This is a genomic window from Streptomyces physcomitrii, assembly GCF_012273655.1.
In the GTDB taxonomy this organism is placed as follows: domain Bacteria; phylum Actinomycetota; class Actinomycetes; order Streptomycetales; family Streptomycetaceae; genus Streptomyces; species Streptomyces physcomitrii.
The window spans coordinates 182,989-199,194 of sequence record NZ_JAAWWP010000013.1; the positions used below are offsets into that span (position 1 = coordinate 182,989).

General features: G+C 74.1%; 15 protein-coding genes. 7 read left to right on the forward strand and 8 right to left on the reverse strand.

Going from position 1 to position 16,206, the window contains the following annotated elements:
* The first annotated feature begins 228 nt into the window (after positions 1–228).
* The gene (locus HFV08_RS21390) at positions 229–2,172 is read left to right on the forward strand and encodes a sialidase family protein (RefSeq protein WP_168541451.1); all 1,944 of its coding nucleotides are present in this window, start codon (positions 229–231) and stop codon (positions 2,170–2,172) included.
* Here the strand turns inward: HFV08_RS21390 and HFV08_RS21395 are convergent.
* Positions 2,148–3,125 (reverse strand): Lrp/AsnC family transcriptional regulator, encoded by a 978-nt coding sequence (locus HFV08_RS21395; RefSeq protein WP_168541453.1) that lies wholly within the window; start codon positions 3,123–3,125, stop codon positions 2,148–2,150. The genes HFV08_RS21390 and HFV08_RS21395 overlap by 25 nt on opposite strands.
* Positions 3,126–3,267: 142 nt before the next feature.
* On the opposite strand from HFV08_RS21395, the gene HFV08_RS21400 reads away from it, so the two are divergent.
* The 3 genes from HFV08_RS21400 (at position 3,268) to HFV08_RS21410 (ending at position 7,719) form a co-directional block, all read left to right on the forward strand.
* Entirely contained in the window at positions 3,268–4,758 is a 1,491-nt protein-coding gene (locus tag HFV08_RS21400) for an MFS transporter (protein WP_168541455.1), read from the forward strand.
* A gap of 202 nt (positions 4,759–4,960) precedes the next feature.
* The gene (locus HFV08_RS21405; protein WP_168541457.1) at positions 4,961–6,787 is read left to right on the forward strand and encodes an AMP-dependent synthetase/ligase; all 1,827 of its coding nucleotides are present in this window, start codon (positions 4,961–4,963) and stop codon (positions 6,785–6,787) included.
* A gap of 98 nt (positions 6,788–6,885) precedes the next feature.
* Complete coding sequence (locus HFV08_RS21410) at positions 6,886–7,719, forward strand: aldo/keto reductase (RefSeq protein WP_312885765.1); 834 nt, start codon at positions 6,886–6,888, stop codon at positions 7,717–7,719.
* 90 nt (positions 7,720–7,809) lie between these two features.
* On the opposite strand, the gene HFV08_RS21415 is transcribed toward HFV08_RS21410, so the two are convergent.
* Positions 7,810–8,115, reverse strand: coding sequence for a 4a-hydroxytetrahydrobiopterin dehydratase (locus HFV08_RS21415; protein ID WP_168541459.1), 306 nt, complete (start codon positions 8,113–8,115; stop codon positions 7,810–7,812).
* Positions 8,116–8,226: 111 nt separating this feature from the next.
* On the opposite strand from HFV08_RS21415, the gene HFV08_RS21420 reads away from it, so the two are divergent.
* The gene (locus tag HFV08_RS21420) at positions 8,227–9,039 is read left to right on the forward strand and encodes a helix-turn-helix domain-containing protein (RefSeq protein WP_168541461.1); all 813 of its coding nucleotides are present in this window, start codon (positions 8,227–8,229) and stop codon (positions 9,037–9,039) included.
* Positions 9,040–9,082: 43 nt separating this feature from the next.
* Here the strand turns inward: HFV08_RS21420 and HFV08_RS21425 are convergent, their stop codons facing one another.
* The 3 genes from HFV08_RS21425 to HFV08_RS21435 all read right to left on the reverse strand — a co-directional run bounded on the left by HFV08_RS21425 (position 9,083) and on the right by HFV08_RS21435 (position 12,406).
* Positions 9,083–9,508, reverse strand: a complete 426-nt coding sequence (locus tag HFV08_RS21425; RefSeq protein WP_040246178.1) for an OsmC family peroxiredoxin — start codon at positions 9,506–9,508, stop codon at positions 9,083–9,085.
* A 122-nt stretch (positions 9,509–9,630) separates the two neighbouring features.
* Positions 9,631–11,814 (reverse strand): phage holin family protein, encoded by a 2,184-nt coding sequence (locus tag HFV08_RS21430; RefSeq protein WP_168541463.1) that lies wholly within the window; start codon positions 11,812–11,814, stop codon positions 9,631–9,633.
* 142 nt (positions 11,815–11,956) lie between these two features.
* A complete protein-coding gene (locus HFV08_RS21435) occupies positions 11,957–12,406 on the reverse strand; it encodes a recombinase family protein (protein WP_168541465.1) in 450 nt (149 codons plus the stop codon).
* Positions 12,407–12,586: 180 nt separating this feature from the next.
* Between HFV08_RS21435 and HFV08_RS21440 the strand changes: the two genes are divergently transcribed.
* Both HFV08_RS21440 and HFV08_RS21445 read left to right on the forward strand, forming a co-directional pair.
* Positions 12,587–13,360, forward strand: a complete 774-nt coding sequence (locus HFV08_RS21440; protein ID WP_168541467.1) for an MBL fold metallo-hydrolase — start codon at positions 12,587–12,589, stop codon at positions 13,358–13,360.
* Complete coding sequence (locus tag HFV08_RS21445; protein WP_168541469.1) at positions 13,357–13,965, forward strand: DedA family protein; 609 nt, start codon at positions 13,357–13,359, stop codon at positions 13,963–13,965. Before HFV08_RS21440 ends, HFV08_RS21445 begins: the two co-directional genes overlap by 4 nt.
* Before the next feature lie 8 nt (positions 13,966–13,973).
* Here HFV08_RS21445 and HFV08_RS21450 read toward each other — a convergent pair whose 3' ends face one another.
* The 3 genes from HFV08_RS21450 to HFV08_RS21460 all read right to left on the reverse strand — a co-directional run bounded on the left by HFV08_RS21450 (position 13,974) and on the right by HFV08_RS21460 (position 16,154).
* Entirely contained in the window at positions 13,974–15,254 is a 1,281-nt protein-coding gene (locus HFV08_RS21450) for an aminotransferase class I/II-fold pyridoxal phosphate-dependent enzyme (protein ID WP_168541471.1), read from the reverse strand.
* Between the two features lie 76 nt (positions 15,255–15,330).
* The gene (locus tag HFV08_RS21455; RefSeq protein ID WP_168541472.1) at positions 15,331–15,918 is read right to left on the reverse strand and encodes a TIGR03086 family metal-binding protein; all 588 of its coding nucleotides are present in this window, start codon (positions 15,916–15,918) and stop codon (positions 15,331–15,333) included.
* A 2-nt stretch (positions 15,919–15,920) separates the two neighbouring features.
* Complete coding sequence (locus tag HFV08_RS21460) at positions 15,921–16,154, reverse strand: DUF6158 family protein (protein ID WP_040246184.1); 234 nt, start codon at positions 16,152–16,154, stop codon at positions 15,921–15,923.
* Positions 16,155–16,206: the final 52 nt, after the last annotated feature.

A 16,206-nucleotide genomic window follows, 5' to 3' on the forward strand; every position in this document is an offset into this window, starting at 1 on the left:
AAGCCCGGAAAAGCGGGAGTTGACCTACACCCGAGACCCCCTGCGAGGCCGGGAAGAGCCGCCCGGGAAGGCGGCGGCTAAGGCATGACATAAGCGGAGAATGCGCTTACCGCATTACCCGTGCGCACGGTCCTTGTGAGGTGCGCAGACGCACAAGTAGCGTCTGAGTTGCGCAGGTTGGACGTGGGATGTCCAGATGTTCGGATGTCATGAAGGGCAGGTCGCACCATGCCGTCACCCCGCAGGGCACACCTCACCACCGCAGCTCATCGCTTCTTACGTCTGCTGGTCGCCGGGGCCTCGGCCGCCGCCGTCGTCTCCCTGCCCGGTACGGCCGCGGCCGCCCCCGGCGCCGCGGCCCCGAAGGCGGCGGGACTCGAACAGCAGGTCCTCTTCAAGGCTTCCCAGGATCCGGGGTACGCCTGCTACCGGATCCCGGCGATGGTCCGGACGAACAAGGGCACCCTGCTGGCCTTCGCGGAGGCCCGCACCCACGACTGCTCGGACGCCGGGGACATCGACCTCGTGGTGAAACGTTCCGAGGACGGCGGCCGCACCTGGAGCGCGCTCTCGGTGGTCGACGAGGGCGCCGGCGACAGCCACGGCAACCCCGCCCCCGTGGTCGACCGGCGCACCGGCCGCATCCTGCTCGCCCAGACCTGGAACACCGGCAAGCCCGGCGGCGGCAACTGCGACGTGCCCTGCGACCGCACTCCGCATCTGCAGCACAGCGACGACGACGGCCGGACCTGGTCCACGCCCCGCGACCTCAGCGGCGAGATCCTGCCGAAGGAGTGGAACTCCTGGTACGCCACCGGTCCGGTGCACGGCATCCAGCTCACCCGTGGCCGGCACGCCGGACGCCTGGTCATCGGGGTCAACGCCGAGTCCTGGGACGGCAGCCGGGTCACCGCCAACCACGCCGCGCTGATCATCAGCGACGACGGGGGCGAGCACTGGCGGGTGGGCGCCAAGGACAGCTATCCGATCGCGGCGGACGGCACCTTCCGGCAGAAGCCCTCGGAACTCACCGTCGAGGAGAGACGCGACGGCGCCGTCTATGTCAGCGGCCGGGAGCAGGACGGCACCGACCTCGGCCACCGCACCCACACCGTCAGCCGGGACGGCGGCGAAAGCTTCACCCGGCCCTTCCGGTCGATGCCCGACCTCTACACCCCGCAGGTCCAGGCCTCCTGCCTGCGGATGGGCGGGCGGATGCTGCTCGCGGCCCCGGCCGACCCGGACCGGCGGCGCACCATGATGATCCGCAGCTCCTGGGACGACGGGGACACCTGGGACACCGTGGACCGGGGCACCGTGGTCACCACCGACTGGTCGGGGTACTCCGACATGGCGGCGCTCGGCCGGGACACGGTGGGCCTGCTCTACGAGGGCGGCACCGTCGACGCCCGGGACGAGATCCGCTTCGCCCGTTTCGGCCTCGACTGGCTGGGCGAGCGCCGCGGCCCCGGCCCGAGCACCGAGGACCGCGCCCCGGGCGCCGGACGCGCCACCGTCCTCGGCTCCCCCGCGAGCACCGGGGGCAGATACGGGAAGGCGCTGCGCTTCGACGGCCGCGACGACGCCGTACGCCTGCCCTACCGGGAGCAGCTCCCGCTCGGCGGCCGGGACTTCACCAGCTCGCTGTGGTTCAGGTACACCGCGGGCACGGGTGAGCAGCCGATGCTCTGGATGGGCGGGATCGGCACCACCCAGCCGCAGGTCTGGCTGCGCGGCGAGCCCGCCTCGGACCGGATCACCGGGCTGATCACCACCCGCCGGGGCGCGGCCCCGCCCGCGACCGCCTCGGTGCGCACCACCGGGGCGTACAACGACGGCCGGTGGCACCATCTCGCGCTGCGGCGCGGCGGCGGGAAGCTGAGCCTCTTCCTCGACGGGACGCCGGTCACCGCCGCCGACGTACCGGGCTCGGTGACCCGTACCTCGCCCTTCGGCGTGCATGTGGGGCAGCGCCTGGACAGCCGGGCGTCCTTCGACGGCGACCTCGACGAGGTACGGGTCTACGCCCGGGCGCTGAGCGACACCGAGATCCGCGGCCTCGGCGGCCGGGGCGCCGCGGTGACCGGCAGCCCGCTGCTCCGGCTGCCGCTCGACCGGGTCGGCGAGCGGCCCGCCCGCGGGGCCGGTCAGCCGCGCGGGGGCGAGGGGTAGGTCAGCCGCTTGACCCGGCGCAGCACCGGGAGCGTCTCGATCCGCCGGACCCCGTCCAGGGTGCCGAGCGGCCCGCTGAGATAGGCGTACAGCTCGGCGGTGTCGCGTACCAGGACGGAGGCCACCAGATTGGAGGAACCGGTGGTGGCCGCGGCGAAGGGGATCTGCGGGTGGGCGGCGAGGCTCCTGCCGACCTCGTCGAGGGCGGCGGGGGCGGCGGTGATCCACAGCTGGGCGCTCTGGCCGTAGCCGAGGCGGTCGTGGTCCAGCTCGGTGTCGATGTAGAGGGCCCCCGAGGCGAGCAGTGCTTCCAGGCGCCGCTTGACCGCGGACTCGGATCGGCCGGTGGCCTTCTGGAGTTCGGGGTAGCCGGCCCGGCCGTCGCGCTCCAGGGCGGCCAGCAGCGGACCGTCCTCGGGCGTCAACTGCCCGGGGCCGGTGCCCGGTTGGTGGCGCGGCCGCAGCCGGTCGCGCTGCTGGCCGGTCAGCTCGCCGCTCCGGGCCAGGGCGTGCAGCGGGCCCCCGGCGAAGCGGTGCAGGACCTGGTGGGCGCGGAGTTCGAGGATGCTCGGGGTGCGCGGCAGCTTGCCGAAGAGCAGTTCGTCGTGCTCGTCCCGGGAGCGGGGGTGGGTGGAGCAGAGCACCTCGGTCCCGCCCGAGGCGAGGCCGACCCAGGCGGTGTCGGGGCGCTTGGCGAGGGCCGCGGCGATCGGTTCGGCGCCGTCGGGTGTGCAGCGCAGGCGCATCATCCACTGCCCCTCCCCGGTGCGCAGCGCGTCGCGCATCCCCACCACGCGCAGTCCGAGGGCGGTGCGCAGCCTGCGGTAGCGGCGGGCCACGGTCTGGTCGGAGACGCCGAGCACCTCCGCGATCCGGCTGAAGGGGGCCCGCCCGTCGATCTCCAGGGCCTGGACGAGCTGCCGGTCGAGCAGGTCGAACGCGTCAGTTCTCACCGCCTGCCCTCCCCTCGGTGTCGGAATCCGCCGATCACTCCCGCCTCATGGGAGATCTCGGCCTGCGCGAGCTGATCGTACGACAGTGCAATCGCGCGTCCCTCGACGCGAGAAACCGACGAGAAACCCAAGGGGTTGGAACATGCGCAAGTGGGGGCCGCTCACGGCGGTCTGCCTGGGAACGTTCATGCTGCTGCTGGACGTCACCATCGCGATCGTCGCCCTTCCCGACATGGCCCGGGCGCTGGACGCCTCGCTCAGCGACCTGCAGTGGGTCATCGACGGCTACGCCCTCGCGCTCGCCGCGCTGCTCCTCGGCATCGGGGCGGCGGCCGACATCCTCGGGCGCAAACGCGTCCACCTCGCGGGCGTGGCCCTCTTCGCGCTCGCCTCGCTGGCCTGCGGACTGGCCACCGGGCCCGGCATGCTGGTCGCCGCCCGCGCCTGCCAGGGCCTCGGCGGCGCGGCCATGTTCGCGACCACCCTGCCGCTGCTCGCCAGCGCCTACCAGGGCAAGGACCGCTCGGTCGCGCTCGGCGTCTGGGGCGCGGTAAACGGCGCCGCGGCCGCGCTCGGTCCGGTGCTCGGCGGACTGCTGACCCAGGGCCCCGGCTGGCGCTGGATCTTCTTCGTGAACCTGCCGGTCAGCGTCGCCGCGGTGTGGCTGACCACGGTCGCCGTACCGGAGTCCCGCGGGCCGCGCGAGCGGCGCATCGACTGGCCGGGGACCGCGGCCTTCGCCGTCTTCGCGGGCTTCGCGACCTTCGGCGCGGTGCGTGCGGGCGAGGCCGGATGGCTCTCCGGCGAGACCGCGCTGTCGGCCGCGCTCGCGCTGGCCGGGCTGATCGCCTTCGTCCTGATCGAGCGGCGCAGCGACCATCCGATGTTCGACATCGGGCTGCTGCGCACACCGGCCTTCCTCGGGGTGAGCCTGGCCGCCTTCGTCTTCAACGCCACCGCCTTCGGGCTGCTGCCGTACACCTCCATCTGGCTGCAGACCGTGCTCGGCATGAGCCCGATGCGCGGCGGCCTGGTCCTGCTGCCGCTGTCCGCCGCCTCCTTCCTGGTGGCCGCGGCGGGCGGGCGGCTGCTGCACGGGGTCCCGGCGCGCTTCACGATCGGCGGCGGTCTGGTGCTGATCGGCGCGGGCTGCCTGCTCCAGGCGGTCCTGGACAGCGGGTCGAGCTGGCAGGCGCTGGTTCCCGGCCTGATCGCGGTCGGCGTGGGCACCGGGCTCGCCTCGCCCTCCCTCGCGGGGGCGGCGCTCGCCGCGGTGCCGCCGGAGCGGGCGGGGATGGCGGGCGGCTCGGTCAACGCCTTCCGCCAGCTCGGCTACGCCCTCGGGGTCGCCCTGCTCGGTACGGCCGTCACCTCGCGGATGCAGGACTCGCTCAGCGCCGAGCAGGCCCACGCGCTGGCGGGCGGCGGCGCCCACGCGCTGCGCGGCGCCCTCCCGGAGGGCACTCTGCGCCACGCCTTCGCTTCTGGCCTGAACACGGCTGCCGTTTTCGCGGGGGTGGCGGGCATAGTGACCGGGGTCGTCGTACTGGCGCTCGTCCGCGATCCCCGACAAGTGGGGCCAGATGAGACGATCAAGAACGAAGGCGCCCGGGACGTCGTTCATCGGCCGTAACCGGCAGGTACAGATTCGGTGGAGATTACGGCACCGAAACCTACCGACCCGTAACTGTTCTGTCCCGCCGCTCCCCTTGTGGCCCCATTTAGCCGCGCTGACCTGTAGGTATACACCAGTGAGCGCGCCCTGGCACCCCTCCCGCCAGGGCGCGCTGTGGGGTACCGTCACGGCGCTGTGCGGAGCGCCACAAGGAGCAACATTGCGCGAGTTCACCAACCCTGCGGTGGCGACGCCGCCGCCCGTGGGCGGCCTGGCGGACGCCGTGTTCGACAATGCGCGGGACGACGCGCGGCATGTGGTGTTCGGACGCAAGGGCGCGGACGGGCGCTGGCGGGATGTGACGGCGGCCCAGTTCCGGGACGAGGTGCAGCGGCTCGCCAAGGGGCTGCTCGCGCAGGGGGTCCGCTTCGGGGACCGGGTGGCGATCATGAGCCGTACCCGCTACGAGTGGACGCTCTTCGACTTCGCACTGTGGACCGTGGGCGCCCAGGTGGTGCCCGTCTACCCGACCTCCTCGGCCGAACAGGTCCTGTGGATGCTGCACGACTCCGGGGTCTCGGCGGCGATGGTCGAGCACGAGGACCACGCCATGACGATCGGCTCGGTCGTCGACCGGCTGCCGCAGCTCAGGCGGCTCTGGCAGCTCGACGCGGACGCGGTCGGGGAGCTGACCGCCGCGGGCGAGCACCTCGACGACGAGGTGGTGGACCGCCACCGCCGGGCGATCACCCCGGACTCCATCGCCACCATCATCTACACCTCCGGCACCACCGGCCGCCCCAAGGGCTGTCTGATCTCGCACGCCAACCTGATGTTCGAGGCGGACACCGTGATCGCCCGCTGGGACCCGGTCTTCCGGCGCAGGCGCGGGGACGAGCCCGCCACCCTGCTCTTCCTGCCGCTCGCGCATGTTTTCGGCCGCATGGTCGAAGTGGCCTGCGTCCGCGGCCGGATCAAGATCGGCCACCAGCCCAACCTCAACGCCACGGCCCTTCTGCCCGATCTGGCGGCCTTCCGTCCGACCTTCATCCTCGCGGTCCCGTACATCTTCGAGAAGATCTTCCAGGCCGGGCTGCGCAAGGCGGAGCGGAGCGGCAAGGACGGCCCCTTCGAGAAGGCGGTCGACGTCGCGGTGCGCTACGCGGAGGCCCTGGAGGCGAAGTCCTTCGGCCGGGGCCCGGGCCCCTCGGCGGCCCTGCGCATGCAGCACCAGCTCTACGACAAGCTCGTCTACGCCAAGGTCCGCGAGGCGATGGGCGGCCGGGTCCGGTACGCGATGTCCGGCGGCTCGGCGATGGACCGCCGGCTGGGCCTCTTCTTCTTCGGCGCCGGGGTCAGCGTCCTCGAGGGCTACGGGCTGACCGAGACCACCGCCGCCATCACCGCCAACCCGCCCGAGCGGACCCGCTTCGGCACCGTCGGCCAGGCCATCCCCGGCACCACGGTGCACATCGCGGAGGACGGCGAGGTCTGGGTGAAGGGCGGCAACATCTTCCAGGGCTATCTGAACAACCCCAAGGCCACCGACGAGACCCTGCACGAGGGCTGGCTCGCCACCGGTGACCTCGGCTCCCTGGACGAGGACGGCTATCTGACGATCACCGGCCGCAAGAAGGAGATCCTGGTGACCTCCGGCGGCAAGAGCGTCTCCCCCGCCCAGCTGGAGGAGCGGGTGCGCGACCATCCGCTGGTGGCGCAGTGCATCGTCGTCGGCAACGACCGGCCGTACATCGCCGCCCTGGTCACCCTGGACTCGGACGCCGTGGAGCACTGGCTCGCCATGCGCGAGAAGCCCTCGCTCTCCCCGGCCGAGCTGGTGCGCGACCCGGACCTGGAGACGGAGGTCAGGCGCGCGGTGGTCGCCGCGAACACGCTGGTCTCCCAGGCGGAGTCGATCCGTACCTTCCGCATCCTCGCGCACCAGTTCTCCGAGGAGCACGGGCTGCTCACGCCCTCGCTCAAGCTCAAGCGCAAGGCCATCGAAGGGGTCTACGCCGCCGAGGTCGAGGCGCTGTACCGCAGTTGAGCCGGGGGCCCGGCCGCCCGCCCGTCTGGAATGCACTCCGGGTGCCGATCGTTGACCATGGGAGTACCACCCCCGAGAGAACTAAGGATCGAGAGCTCGTGAGCAAGGTCCCCCCGATCATCCTGAACAACGGCGTCGAGATGCCGCAGCTGGGCTTCGGCGTCTGGCAGGTGCCGGACGACGAGGCCACCACGGCCGTCGCGACCGCGCTGGAGGCCGGGTACCGCAGCATCGACACCGCCGCGATCTACGGCAACGAGGAGGGCACCGGCAGGGCACTCGCCCGCTCCGGCGTCCCCCGCGAGGAGCTCTTCGTCACCACCAAGCTCTGGAACGCCGACCAGGGCTACGACGCGACGCTGCGCGCCTTCGACGAGTCCCTGCGCAAGCTCGGGCTCGACTACCTCGACCTGTATCTGATCCACTGGCCGATGGTCTCGCGCGGCACCTACATCGACTCGTACCGGGCCTTCGAGAAGCTGCTCCAGGACGGCCGGGTCCGCGCGGTCGGCGTCTCCAACTTCCTTCCCGAGCACCTGCGGAGCCTGATCGACGAGACCTCCGTGATCCCGGCGGTCAACCAGATCGAACTGCACCCGCACCTCCAGCAGATCGCCTCCCGCGAGCTGCACGGCGAGGAGGGCATCGCCACCGAGGCCTGGTCGCCGCTCGGCCAGGGCAAGGGGCTCCTGGAGGTGCCCGCGATCGTCGCCATCGCCCAGAAGCACGGCCGCACCCCCGCCCAGGTCGTGCTGCGCTGGCACCTCCAGCTCGGCAACGTCGTCATCCCCAAGTCCGTGACCCCCGCGCGGATCGAGGAGAACATCGACGTCTTCGGCTTCGAACTGGACGAGGAGGACCTGGCCGCCATCCGCGCCCTCAACGAGGAGCGCCGCCTCGGCCCCGACCCGGCCACCTTCGACGCCGTCTGAGCGGCGGTACGCACGAGGCGTACGCAACAGCGCGGAGCCGCCGCACTCCTGGTGCGGCGGCTCCGCTGCGTTCCGGTGCGCCCGTCCGGCCTACTCCGCGCCGTGCGCCGCGGCCAGGGTCTCCACCCGGCGGGCCAGGTCGATGTCGAGTTCGGTGATGGCGCCGCCCGCGCTGTGGGTGTTCACGGCCACCGCCACGCTGTTGTAGCCGAGGGTGAGGTCGGCGTGGTGGCCCAGTTCCTCCTGGACCTGGGCGATGTGCATGACCAGCGCCGCCGCCGCGAAGTGCGGGCCGATCACATAGGAGCGCGAGATCCTGTCGCCGACCAGGGTCCAGCCGGGGAGTTCGGCGAGCCGGTTCTCGATGTCCTGCTGGGCGAGCGGTTCGACGGCCATGGCCGCGGCTCCTTCGGGTACGGGTGCGGGGTCCGCTGCGCAGCCTGCCACAGGAGGTCCGCCCGGCGGCCGATCCGGGCCGCGCGCCCCTGACTGGGCTACCGTCGGCCCATGACCTCGGCCCCGCCCCGTACCCCGACTCCCTCCTCCGGCAGGGGAATCGGTCCGCTGCTGCGCGGCTGGCGCGAGCGGCGGCGGATCAGCCAACTGGACCTGGCGCTGCGGGCGGGATCCTCCGCCCGCCACCTCAGCTTCGTCGAGACCGGCCGCTCCCGCCCCAGCGAGGCACTGGTCCTGAAGCTGGCCCACCACCTCGACGTCCCGCTGCGCGAGCGCAACGCCCTGCTGCTCGCCGCCGGGTACGCGCCCCGGTTCACCGAGACCCCGCTGAGCGATCCCTCCTTCGCGCCGGTACGCGCCGGGATCGAGGCCCTGCTCGCGGGCTACGAGCCGTATCCGGCCCTGGTCCTGGACGCGCACTACGAGGTGGTGGCCGCCAACAAGGGCGTGGACACCCTGCTCGCCGGAGTCGCCGAGGAGCTGCTCGCGGGCCCCCTCAACGCGATGCGCCTGACGCTGCACCCGCGCGGAATGGCGCCCCGGATCCGCAATCTCGGCCAGTGGCGGGCCCATCTGCTCGCCCAGATGGAGCGCGAGATCGCCCTCGACCGCTCCCCCGCGCTGCGCGCCCTGTACGAGGAGGTCGCGGCCTATCCGGTGGCCGATCCCGGCACCGAGGAGACGGGCGGCGCCGCGCACTTCGCGCTGCCGCTGCGGATCGAGCACGAGGGGCGGGTGCTGTCGTTCCTGTCGACGATCGCCACCTTCAACACCCCGATGGACGTGACCGTCGCCGGACTCGCCGTCGAGGCCTTCCTGCCCGCCGACGCGGAGACCCTGGCCCGGCTGCGCGGGCGGGACTGAACCGGGACGCGGCCGCCCCGGGGACGGCAGCGGCCCGGGTGTCTCAGGCCAGCTTGGCGGTGAGGCCGATGGTGGTGCCGGCGAGCGCCTGGCTGACCGGGCAGTTCTTCTTGGCGTCCTCGGCGGCGGCGGTGAAGGCCGCCTCGTCCAGACCCGGGACCTGGCCCTCGACGGTGAGGTGGATGCCGGTGATCCCGGTGCCCGGCTGGAAGTCGACGTCCGCGGAGGTGACAAGCCGGGTCGGCGGGGTGCCCGCCTGGGTGAGCGCGTGCGAGAGCGCCATGGAGAAGCAGCTGGAGTGGGCGGCCGCGATGAGTTCTTCGGGGCTGGTCCTGCCGTTCGGCTCCTCGGCGCGCGAAGCCCAGGTCACCGCGTACTCACCGATGTCGGAGGAGTCGAACTTCACGACCCCCTGCCCCTCGGTCAGGCTGCCGTCCCAGACTGTGTGTGCGGAGCGAGTGGTTGCCACCGTGGTTCCTTCCTCAGAATGTGCGGTACGTGGATTCCGCACGGCCCATCCGATCACACCGGCCCCGCGCGTACACGCAGGACGCGAGGACCGGCGGGCGGCGGGAAGCGGCCGAGGGCGGCTCAGGTGCTGTGCTCGCGCGGGGTGTTGGGCCGCTCCGGGGCGCCGGCCCCGCGCGGGGTGCGCAGCCCGCGGATCCGGCGGCGGGGTGCGACCGGCACCCGGGGCCCCGCGGGCTCGCCCAGCCAGCGGCGCAGCACCCGGTGCACCTGCTCCGCGCCGACCAGTTCGCCCTGCCCCGCCAGCGGGTCGGACAGCTCGTGCGGCCAGAGCAGGAAGGCCCGGGTCTGGTCGCCGCCGAGGCCGCCGTGCGAGCCGATCTGCTCCTCGAAGGCGAGGACCTCGCCCTCCTTGGGCTCGTACCAGGAGTTGATCATGATGTCGGCGCAGTGCGGGAAGGAGTCGGTGCGGCGTACCGCCTCGGCCGCGCCCGGCCCGAAGTCGGCCAGCGGGCCCGGCTCCGCGTCCAGTCGCGCGAGCGGGATCCGGGCGCCGCCGGCCCCGAGCACCACCGCGCCGTCCGCCTCGCTGCGCACCAGGACGAAGCCGATGCCGGGGTGGTTGGCGAGGGTGGTGAGCAGGGCCGGGTGGCGCCGGTCGATCTCCTCCTGGCTCATCCGGTGCGGCACGTCCGGGAAGGAGACCAGGCCGAGGTTGCCGGAGGCGAGGACGATCGGCTCGCGCGGGCGCCGCCCCGGGTCCTGTGCCGCGTCCGCCTCGACCGAGCGGTGCAGGGCCGCGCGGACCGTCGCCCTGGCCTCCGCCCCGCTGTGCGTGCGCCGGGCCCGGCGCGGCACCGGCAGCCCGCAGCCCGCCCGTACGAGATCGGTGAGCCCCAGGCCGTAGCGGGTGCGGAAGGTCTCGCCGGGGCTCTGGCCGTGGTCGGAGAGGACCACGATCCGGTAGGGGCGCGGGGCGTGTTCGGCGACCTTGGCGAGCAGGGCGAGCGAGCGGTCGAGGCGTTGCAGGACCTTGTACGCGTCCTGGCTGCGCGGCCCGGAGTGGTGGGCGACCTCGTCGTAGGCGACCAGGTCGGCGTAGACGGCGGTGCGCCCGGCGAACATGTCGCCGATGACCGCGGCGACCACCACATCGCGTTCCACCACGGTCGCGAAGGCCCGGATCAGGGGGTACAGACCGCCGCGGCCGACCCGGGGGCGGCGGCCGGAGAGCCGGGCCCGGGTGGACTGGCCGGTCTCGCGGGCGACTTCGGCCAGGAAGGACATCGCGGTGCGCACCGCGTTCGCCGGATCGGAGAAGTAGGCGAAGTATCCGGCGCGGGAGCGGTTCCGGCGGCCGCGGCGGGCGGCCACCGAGAGCACCAGGGCGAGCTGGTCGGCGCCGCCGCTGAAGAGGTTGCCGCGGCTGGCGCCGTCCTGGGCCAGCAGTCCGCGGTCGCCGGTGCGTTCGGCCGCGCGGCGCTGGAGTTCGGCGGCGGAGGCGGGCCGGTTGCTGACCATGACCTCGCCGGTGTCCTTCTCGTACCAGCGGAAGGCGGGGATGTCGTGGTTGCTGCCGTGCAGGATGCCCAGCTGGCTGGCGCCGGTCTGACTGGACCAGTCGGTGCGCCAGCTGCTCAGGCGGTGGGTCCCGGCGGCGCCCTCGGCGGAGGCCCCGGCCGGGGACTCACCGGTGGCCGCGGCAGCGCCCGCGGGTCCCAGCCAGTCGGCCACCGTGGGCATCCGGCCCCGGGCGACGGCGTCGAGGAGGACATCGTGGCCGACGCCGTCGAACTGCAGGAAGACCGTGCCGGGGGTGGTGGGACCGCCGGCCTCGGCATCGCGTCTGCGGCGGCGGTCGGCACGCCGGGCCAGTCGGCGGCGGTAGGCGTCGTCGTCCCGCACGGCCAGCGCACCGCCGGTGGCGGAGGCAACCGCGGACATCACGGCGGCGACCACCACCGCGGTCTCGGGGGCCACCTCGCCCCGGCCGGAGGGGTTGAGCCGCAGCGCGAGCAGGAGCAGGGAGCCGTTGAGGAAGAAGACGAGCAGGCCGAGCACCAGGGCGGGCACCAGGAGCAGGGCCCGCACGAGCAGCGGCCAGACGAGGGCGGACAGCAGGCCGAAGGCTCCGGCGCCGAGGGCCGCGGTCATCGCGATCCGGGTGGAGCTGTCACCGGAGTCGGACTGGAGCTGGAAGTCGGGCAGGATCCCGGCGAGCGCCAGCATGGTGAGGGTGGAGACGGACCAGACGGCGACCACCCGCCACAGGGCGCGGCCCGCCGCCCGCCATCTGCCGTCGCTCACGTTTCGCCCACCTCACGTCCGTACGGCCTCCACTTTGTCACAGGGCCGCGGCTGCCCGGCACGGCGATCGGCCAAGGGCAGCGACCCCAGCGGGAGCGGGCCAAGGGCAGCCGTCTCAGCGCGAGCGGGGAGGGCGGCGGGTTCAGCGCCCGTCGTAGCCGGCGGTGGGCATGGAGAGCCTGCGGTGCACATCGGCCTTCATCGCGGCGTCGTAGGAGGGCTCACCGAGGCCGGTGCTCTCGACCCGGACGCCGCGGCGGGCGCACTCGGCGGTGAACTCCTCGACCGAGGCGAGGGCCCGTGCGAGGACCCGGGGCCCGGCCGCCACGAAGAGGTCGACGAGACCGGCCTCGACATCGGTCCACAGGGCGCGGTGATCGGGGCGCACTCCGTGCACGAGGAGCTGGCGGGTGAGGACGTGGCCGTGCCGGGCGGCCCAGGCGGCGCACAGTGCGTACTGGCTGCGGGAGTCGACGAGGAAGGGCTCGCGGTCGAGTTCCTCCAGGGGCACCAGGCTGGTGATCGCGGTCACCCGCAGTGCGCCCGGGCGGCCCCGCGCGGGGGCGGCGGCCCCCGTCCCTCTTCCCGCCATGGGCCCCCTCGTTCCGTGTCTTCCCCGGCCCCTGCCCGCTCTCTGCGCGCGCCGCCGACCCTACTCCTGCCCCGGGCGGCGTCGTCGAAATCGCGCCTGCCGGGGTCCCGGCGGGACGTGGGCGACCGTCTCCGGGACCGGGCGGCTAGGCTCTCGGGAGTCGGCCGAGGGAGGAAACAGGTGCCTGCCGAGATCACCTGGTGGGGGCATGCCACCTGCACGGTCGAGGACTCCGGGCTGCGGATCCTCACCGACCCGCTGTTCGCCCGGCGCCTCGCCCATCTGCGGCGCCGCCGGGGCGCCGTCCCCCCGGCGGAGGCCTGCCGGGCGGATCTGGTCCTGGTCTCGCATCTGCACGCCGACCATCTGCATGTGCCCTCGCTGGCCCGGGTCTCCCCCGGCGCCCGCCTGGTCGTCCCGCGCGGCGCCGCCCGCGCCGTACCGGCCCTGCGCAAACTGGACCATCTGCGGCTGACCGAGGTCTCGGCGGGCGAGGAGTTCGAGGAGGGCGGGGTACGGGTGCGGGCCGTGCCCGCGCGGCACGACGGGCGCAGGCTGCCGCTCGGGCCGCAGCTGTCGCCCGCGCTCGGCTATGTGCTCAGCGGGCAGACGCGTACCTACTTCGCCGGGGACACCGGCCTGTTCGACGCGATGGCCGAGGAGGTCGGCGAGGTCGACGTGGCCCTGCTGCCGGTGGGCGGCTGGGGGCCCCGGCTCGGGCCCGAGCACCTGGACGCCGGGCGGGCGGCACAGGCGCTGGCCCGGATCGGCGCGGCGCACGCGGTGCCGGTGCACTACGGCACATACTGGCCGATCGGGCTCGACGCGGTGCGGCCGCACGAATTCCACGCCCCGGGGCAGGAGTTCGTGCGGCTCGCCGCCGTGCGGGCGCCGGGCAGCCGGGTGCTCCGGCTCGACCACGGGGAGAGCGTGCGCCCGGAGGTGCGCCGGTGATCCTCGCCGCCGCCTCCGCCGAGGGCTCGCACCAGGCCTTCGGCTACCCCTCGCTCTTCCTGCTCGTGCTGGTCGGCGCGCTGGTGCCGGTGGTGCCGACCGGGGCGCTGGTCAGTTCGGCGGCCGTGGTCGCCTTCCACGACAAGTCGCCGCTCGGCCTGCTCGCCGTCTTTGTGGTGTCCTCCGCCGCGGCCTTCGCCGGTGATGTGGCGCTGTACTGGCTCGGGCGGCGCGGGCTGCACTCGAAGAACGGCTCCCGCTGGCTGGAGGCGATCCGCCGCCGCGCACCGGAGGAGCAGCTCTACCAGGCGCAGGAGAAACTCGGCAGCCACGGTGTGACGGTGCTGGTGCTCTCCCGGCTGGTGCCCGCGGGCCGCCTGCCGGTGATGCTGGCCTGCCTGCTCTCGCGGATGCCGACCCGGGAGTTCGCGCGGGCCGACGCCGCCGCCTGCCTCGCCTGGACGCTGGCGTACCAGCTGATCGGTGTCCTCGGCGGCTCGCTCTTCCCCGAGCCCTGGCAGGGTGTGGTCGCCGCGGTGGCGCTGACCCTGCTGATCAGCGCGGCGCCCTCACTGTGGCGGCGGGTGCGCGCCCCTCGGCAGTGAGGATCCGGTCAGCCGGGGGGAGCCGGGGAGGACGCGGGCGGGGCGGGCTCACCGGCCGCCCCGTTGTCGGCGGCGAGGGCGGCGAAGACCCGGGTGAAGGAGTCCAGGCGGTCTTGTACCGAGGGCAGCAGCAGCGGGTCCGGGGCGGCGAGCGCCCGCTCGCGGTCGGCCTCGGTGGCGCCGAGGAGCGGCCCCGTCGACAGGCGTACGCGCAGGGCCGCCGGATCGTCGCCGAAGCGGTGGCCGCCGGGTGCGGGCATGCCGAGCAGCCCGCCGAGGACGTTCTCCAGTTCCTGCGAGTCGCCGACGCCCCGCCGCTCCAGGGCGCCGCCGAGCGGGGCGAGGTCCGCGTAGAGATGCCGCCCCGACTGCGGTGAGCGGGCGAGCACCCCGGCGCCGCCGAGCGCCCGGTGCGCGGCGGCGGCGACCACGCCGTGCAGACGCGCGGAGTCGAGCAGCCGCCGGGTGGTCGGCGGGCTCTCGCCGAGGGCGTGCGCGGCGGCGGCCGCCACCGGTGTGGTGAGCCGGGCGCCGAGCGCGGTCAGTACGTCGAGGGTGCGGGCGCGCAGCGCGGCGCCCTCGGCGGTCGCCGGGAAGCGGGCGACCGCGGCGGGCCAGCCCGGCGGCAGGAAGGCGCCGGAGAGGTCCGCGAAGACGGTCACCCGCTCCGGCAGCATCTCCGCCGGGCTGAGGAAGACGGTCTCGTCCGGGTGGTGCAGGGTGTCCCGCCAGGTCTCGTCGCTGACGATGTGCAGGCCCTCCCCGGCCGCGGCCTCCAGGGTCTCGTGCACCAGCTCGGGCGGTGGTACGCAGGCGGTCGGATCGTCGGCCGGGCAGAGCACCAGCAGCCGGGGGTCGCGCCCCTCGGCCCGCAGTCTGCGGACGGTTTCGAGCAGGGCGTAGGGATCGGGCACGCCCCCGGAGTCGGCCGGGGCGGGCACCGGGAAGACCGGGCGGCCGAGCAGGCGCACCTGCGGCGCCCAGTGGGCGGGACAGGGCCGGGGCAGCAGGACGTCACCGCCGAGCAGGGCGTCGAAGGCGAGCAGGAAGGTCCCGGCGCCGGGCGCCGCGGCGAGGTGCCCGGGGCCGGTGGCCAGGCCCCGGCGCTCCCAGTAGCCCGCGGCCGCCTCCAGGAGGGCCGGGTCCCCGCCGGGCGGGACGGCCCGGGTGCTGCCGGCCGCCCGCTCGAAGGCCTCGGCCAGCTCGTCGAGCACGCCGAAGCCCTGCTCGGGCGGTGGGGGCAGGTGGCGGACCTGCCCGCCGGAGGCCGCGCCGTCCGCGGTGGTCATCCGTACCTCCGGGCTGGGTGGGGCGCGCGGGTGGGGCGGCCGCCGGGTCCGCGCGCCGGTGCCGGACGGGCCGTGGTCAGGGCCTGCGCCCCAGCAGGCAGAGCAGCTTGGTCTGCACATCGGCGTCCGGCGGGGGTTCGACCGGGGCGGCGAAGAGTCCGCTGCGCGCCAAGTCGGCCGCGCGGGGCGTCAGTTCACGTACGACGAAGTCCACCAGAGCCTCCGGCAGGCGCTCCTCGGCGCCGACGGCCCGGGAGAGGTCCCAGGCGTGCACCACCAGGTCGCAGACCATCTCGGCGCAGTAGTGCCGGGCCTCGGTGTCGCCGTAGGAGAGGTGCACGGTCCGGTCCAGGGCGCCGGGCTGCCGGAAGGCCTCCCGGGCGCCCTCGGCGGCGCGCTCCCAGGACGCGAGCGGATCGGGACCGAGCACATCGCCGTCGAGTGCACCGCCGGCGGACTCGACGGTGGCACCGTCCCGTACCAGCGGCGGCACCCAGAGCTGTTCGGAGGTGAGGTGGCCGACGAGGTCGCGGACGTCCCAGCCCTCGCAGGGGGTCGGGTCCTGCCACTGGGCGGGGCGTACCGCGCGGACCCGGTCGGTGAACAGGTCCAGCGCCCGCCCGTGCCTTTCGAGCAGGGGGTTGCGGGTGGCGGTCCTTGGCATGGTCACTCTCCTTGCGGCTCCCGTTCGCGTGCGCCCGAACGGGTACGTCCGCTGGTGATGACGCGGCGCGGATGGCGCCGGAGGTACTCGCCCTCCAGCTGCGCCATGCGTTCGTTGTGGGCGTGCAGGGCGTCGTTCGAGCCGTGCAGCAGGGTGGAGTGGCGGGTGCGGTGGATGGTCTCCAGCTCCTTCATGAGCTGCTGGTCGTCCAGGCGCCCGGGTTCGACTCCGATCATGGTGCACCCCACTTCTCAGTCGTGGCCGGGGGTGGGCTCCGTCCTTCTCCCC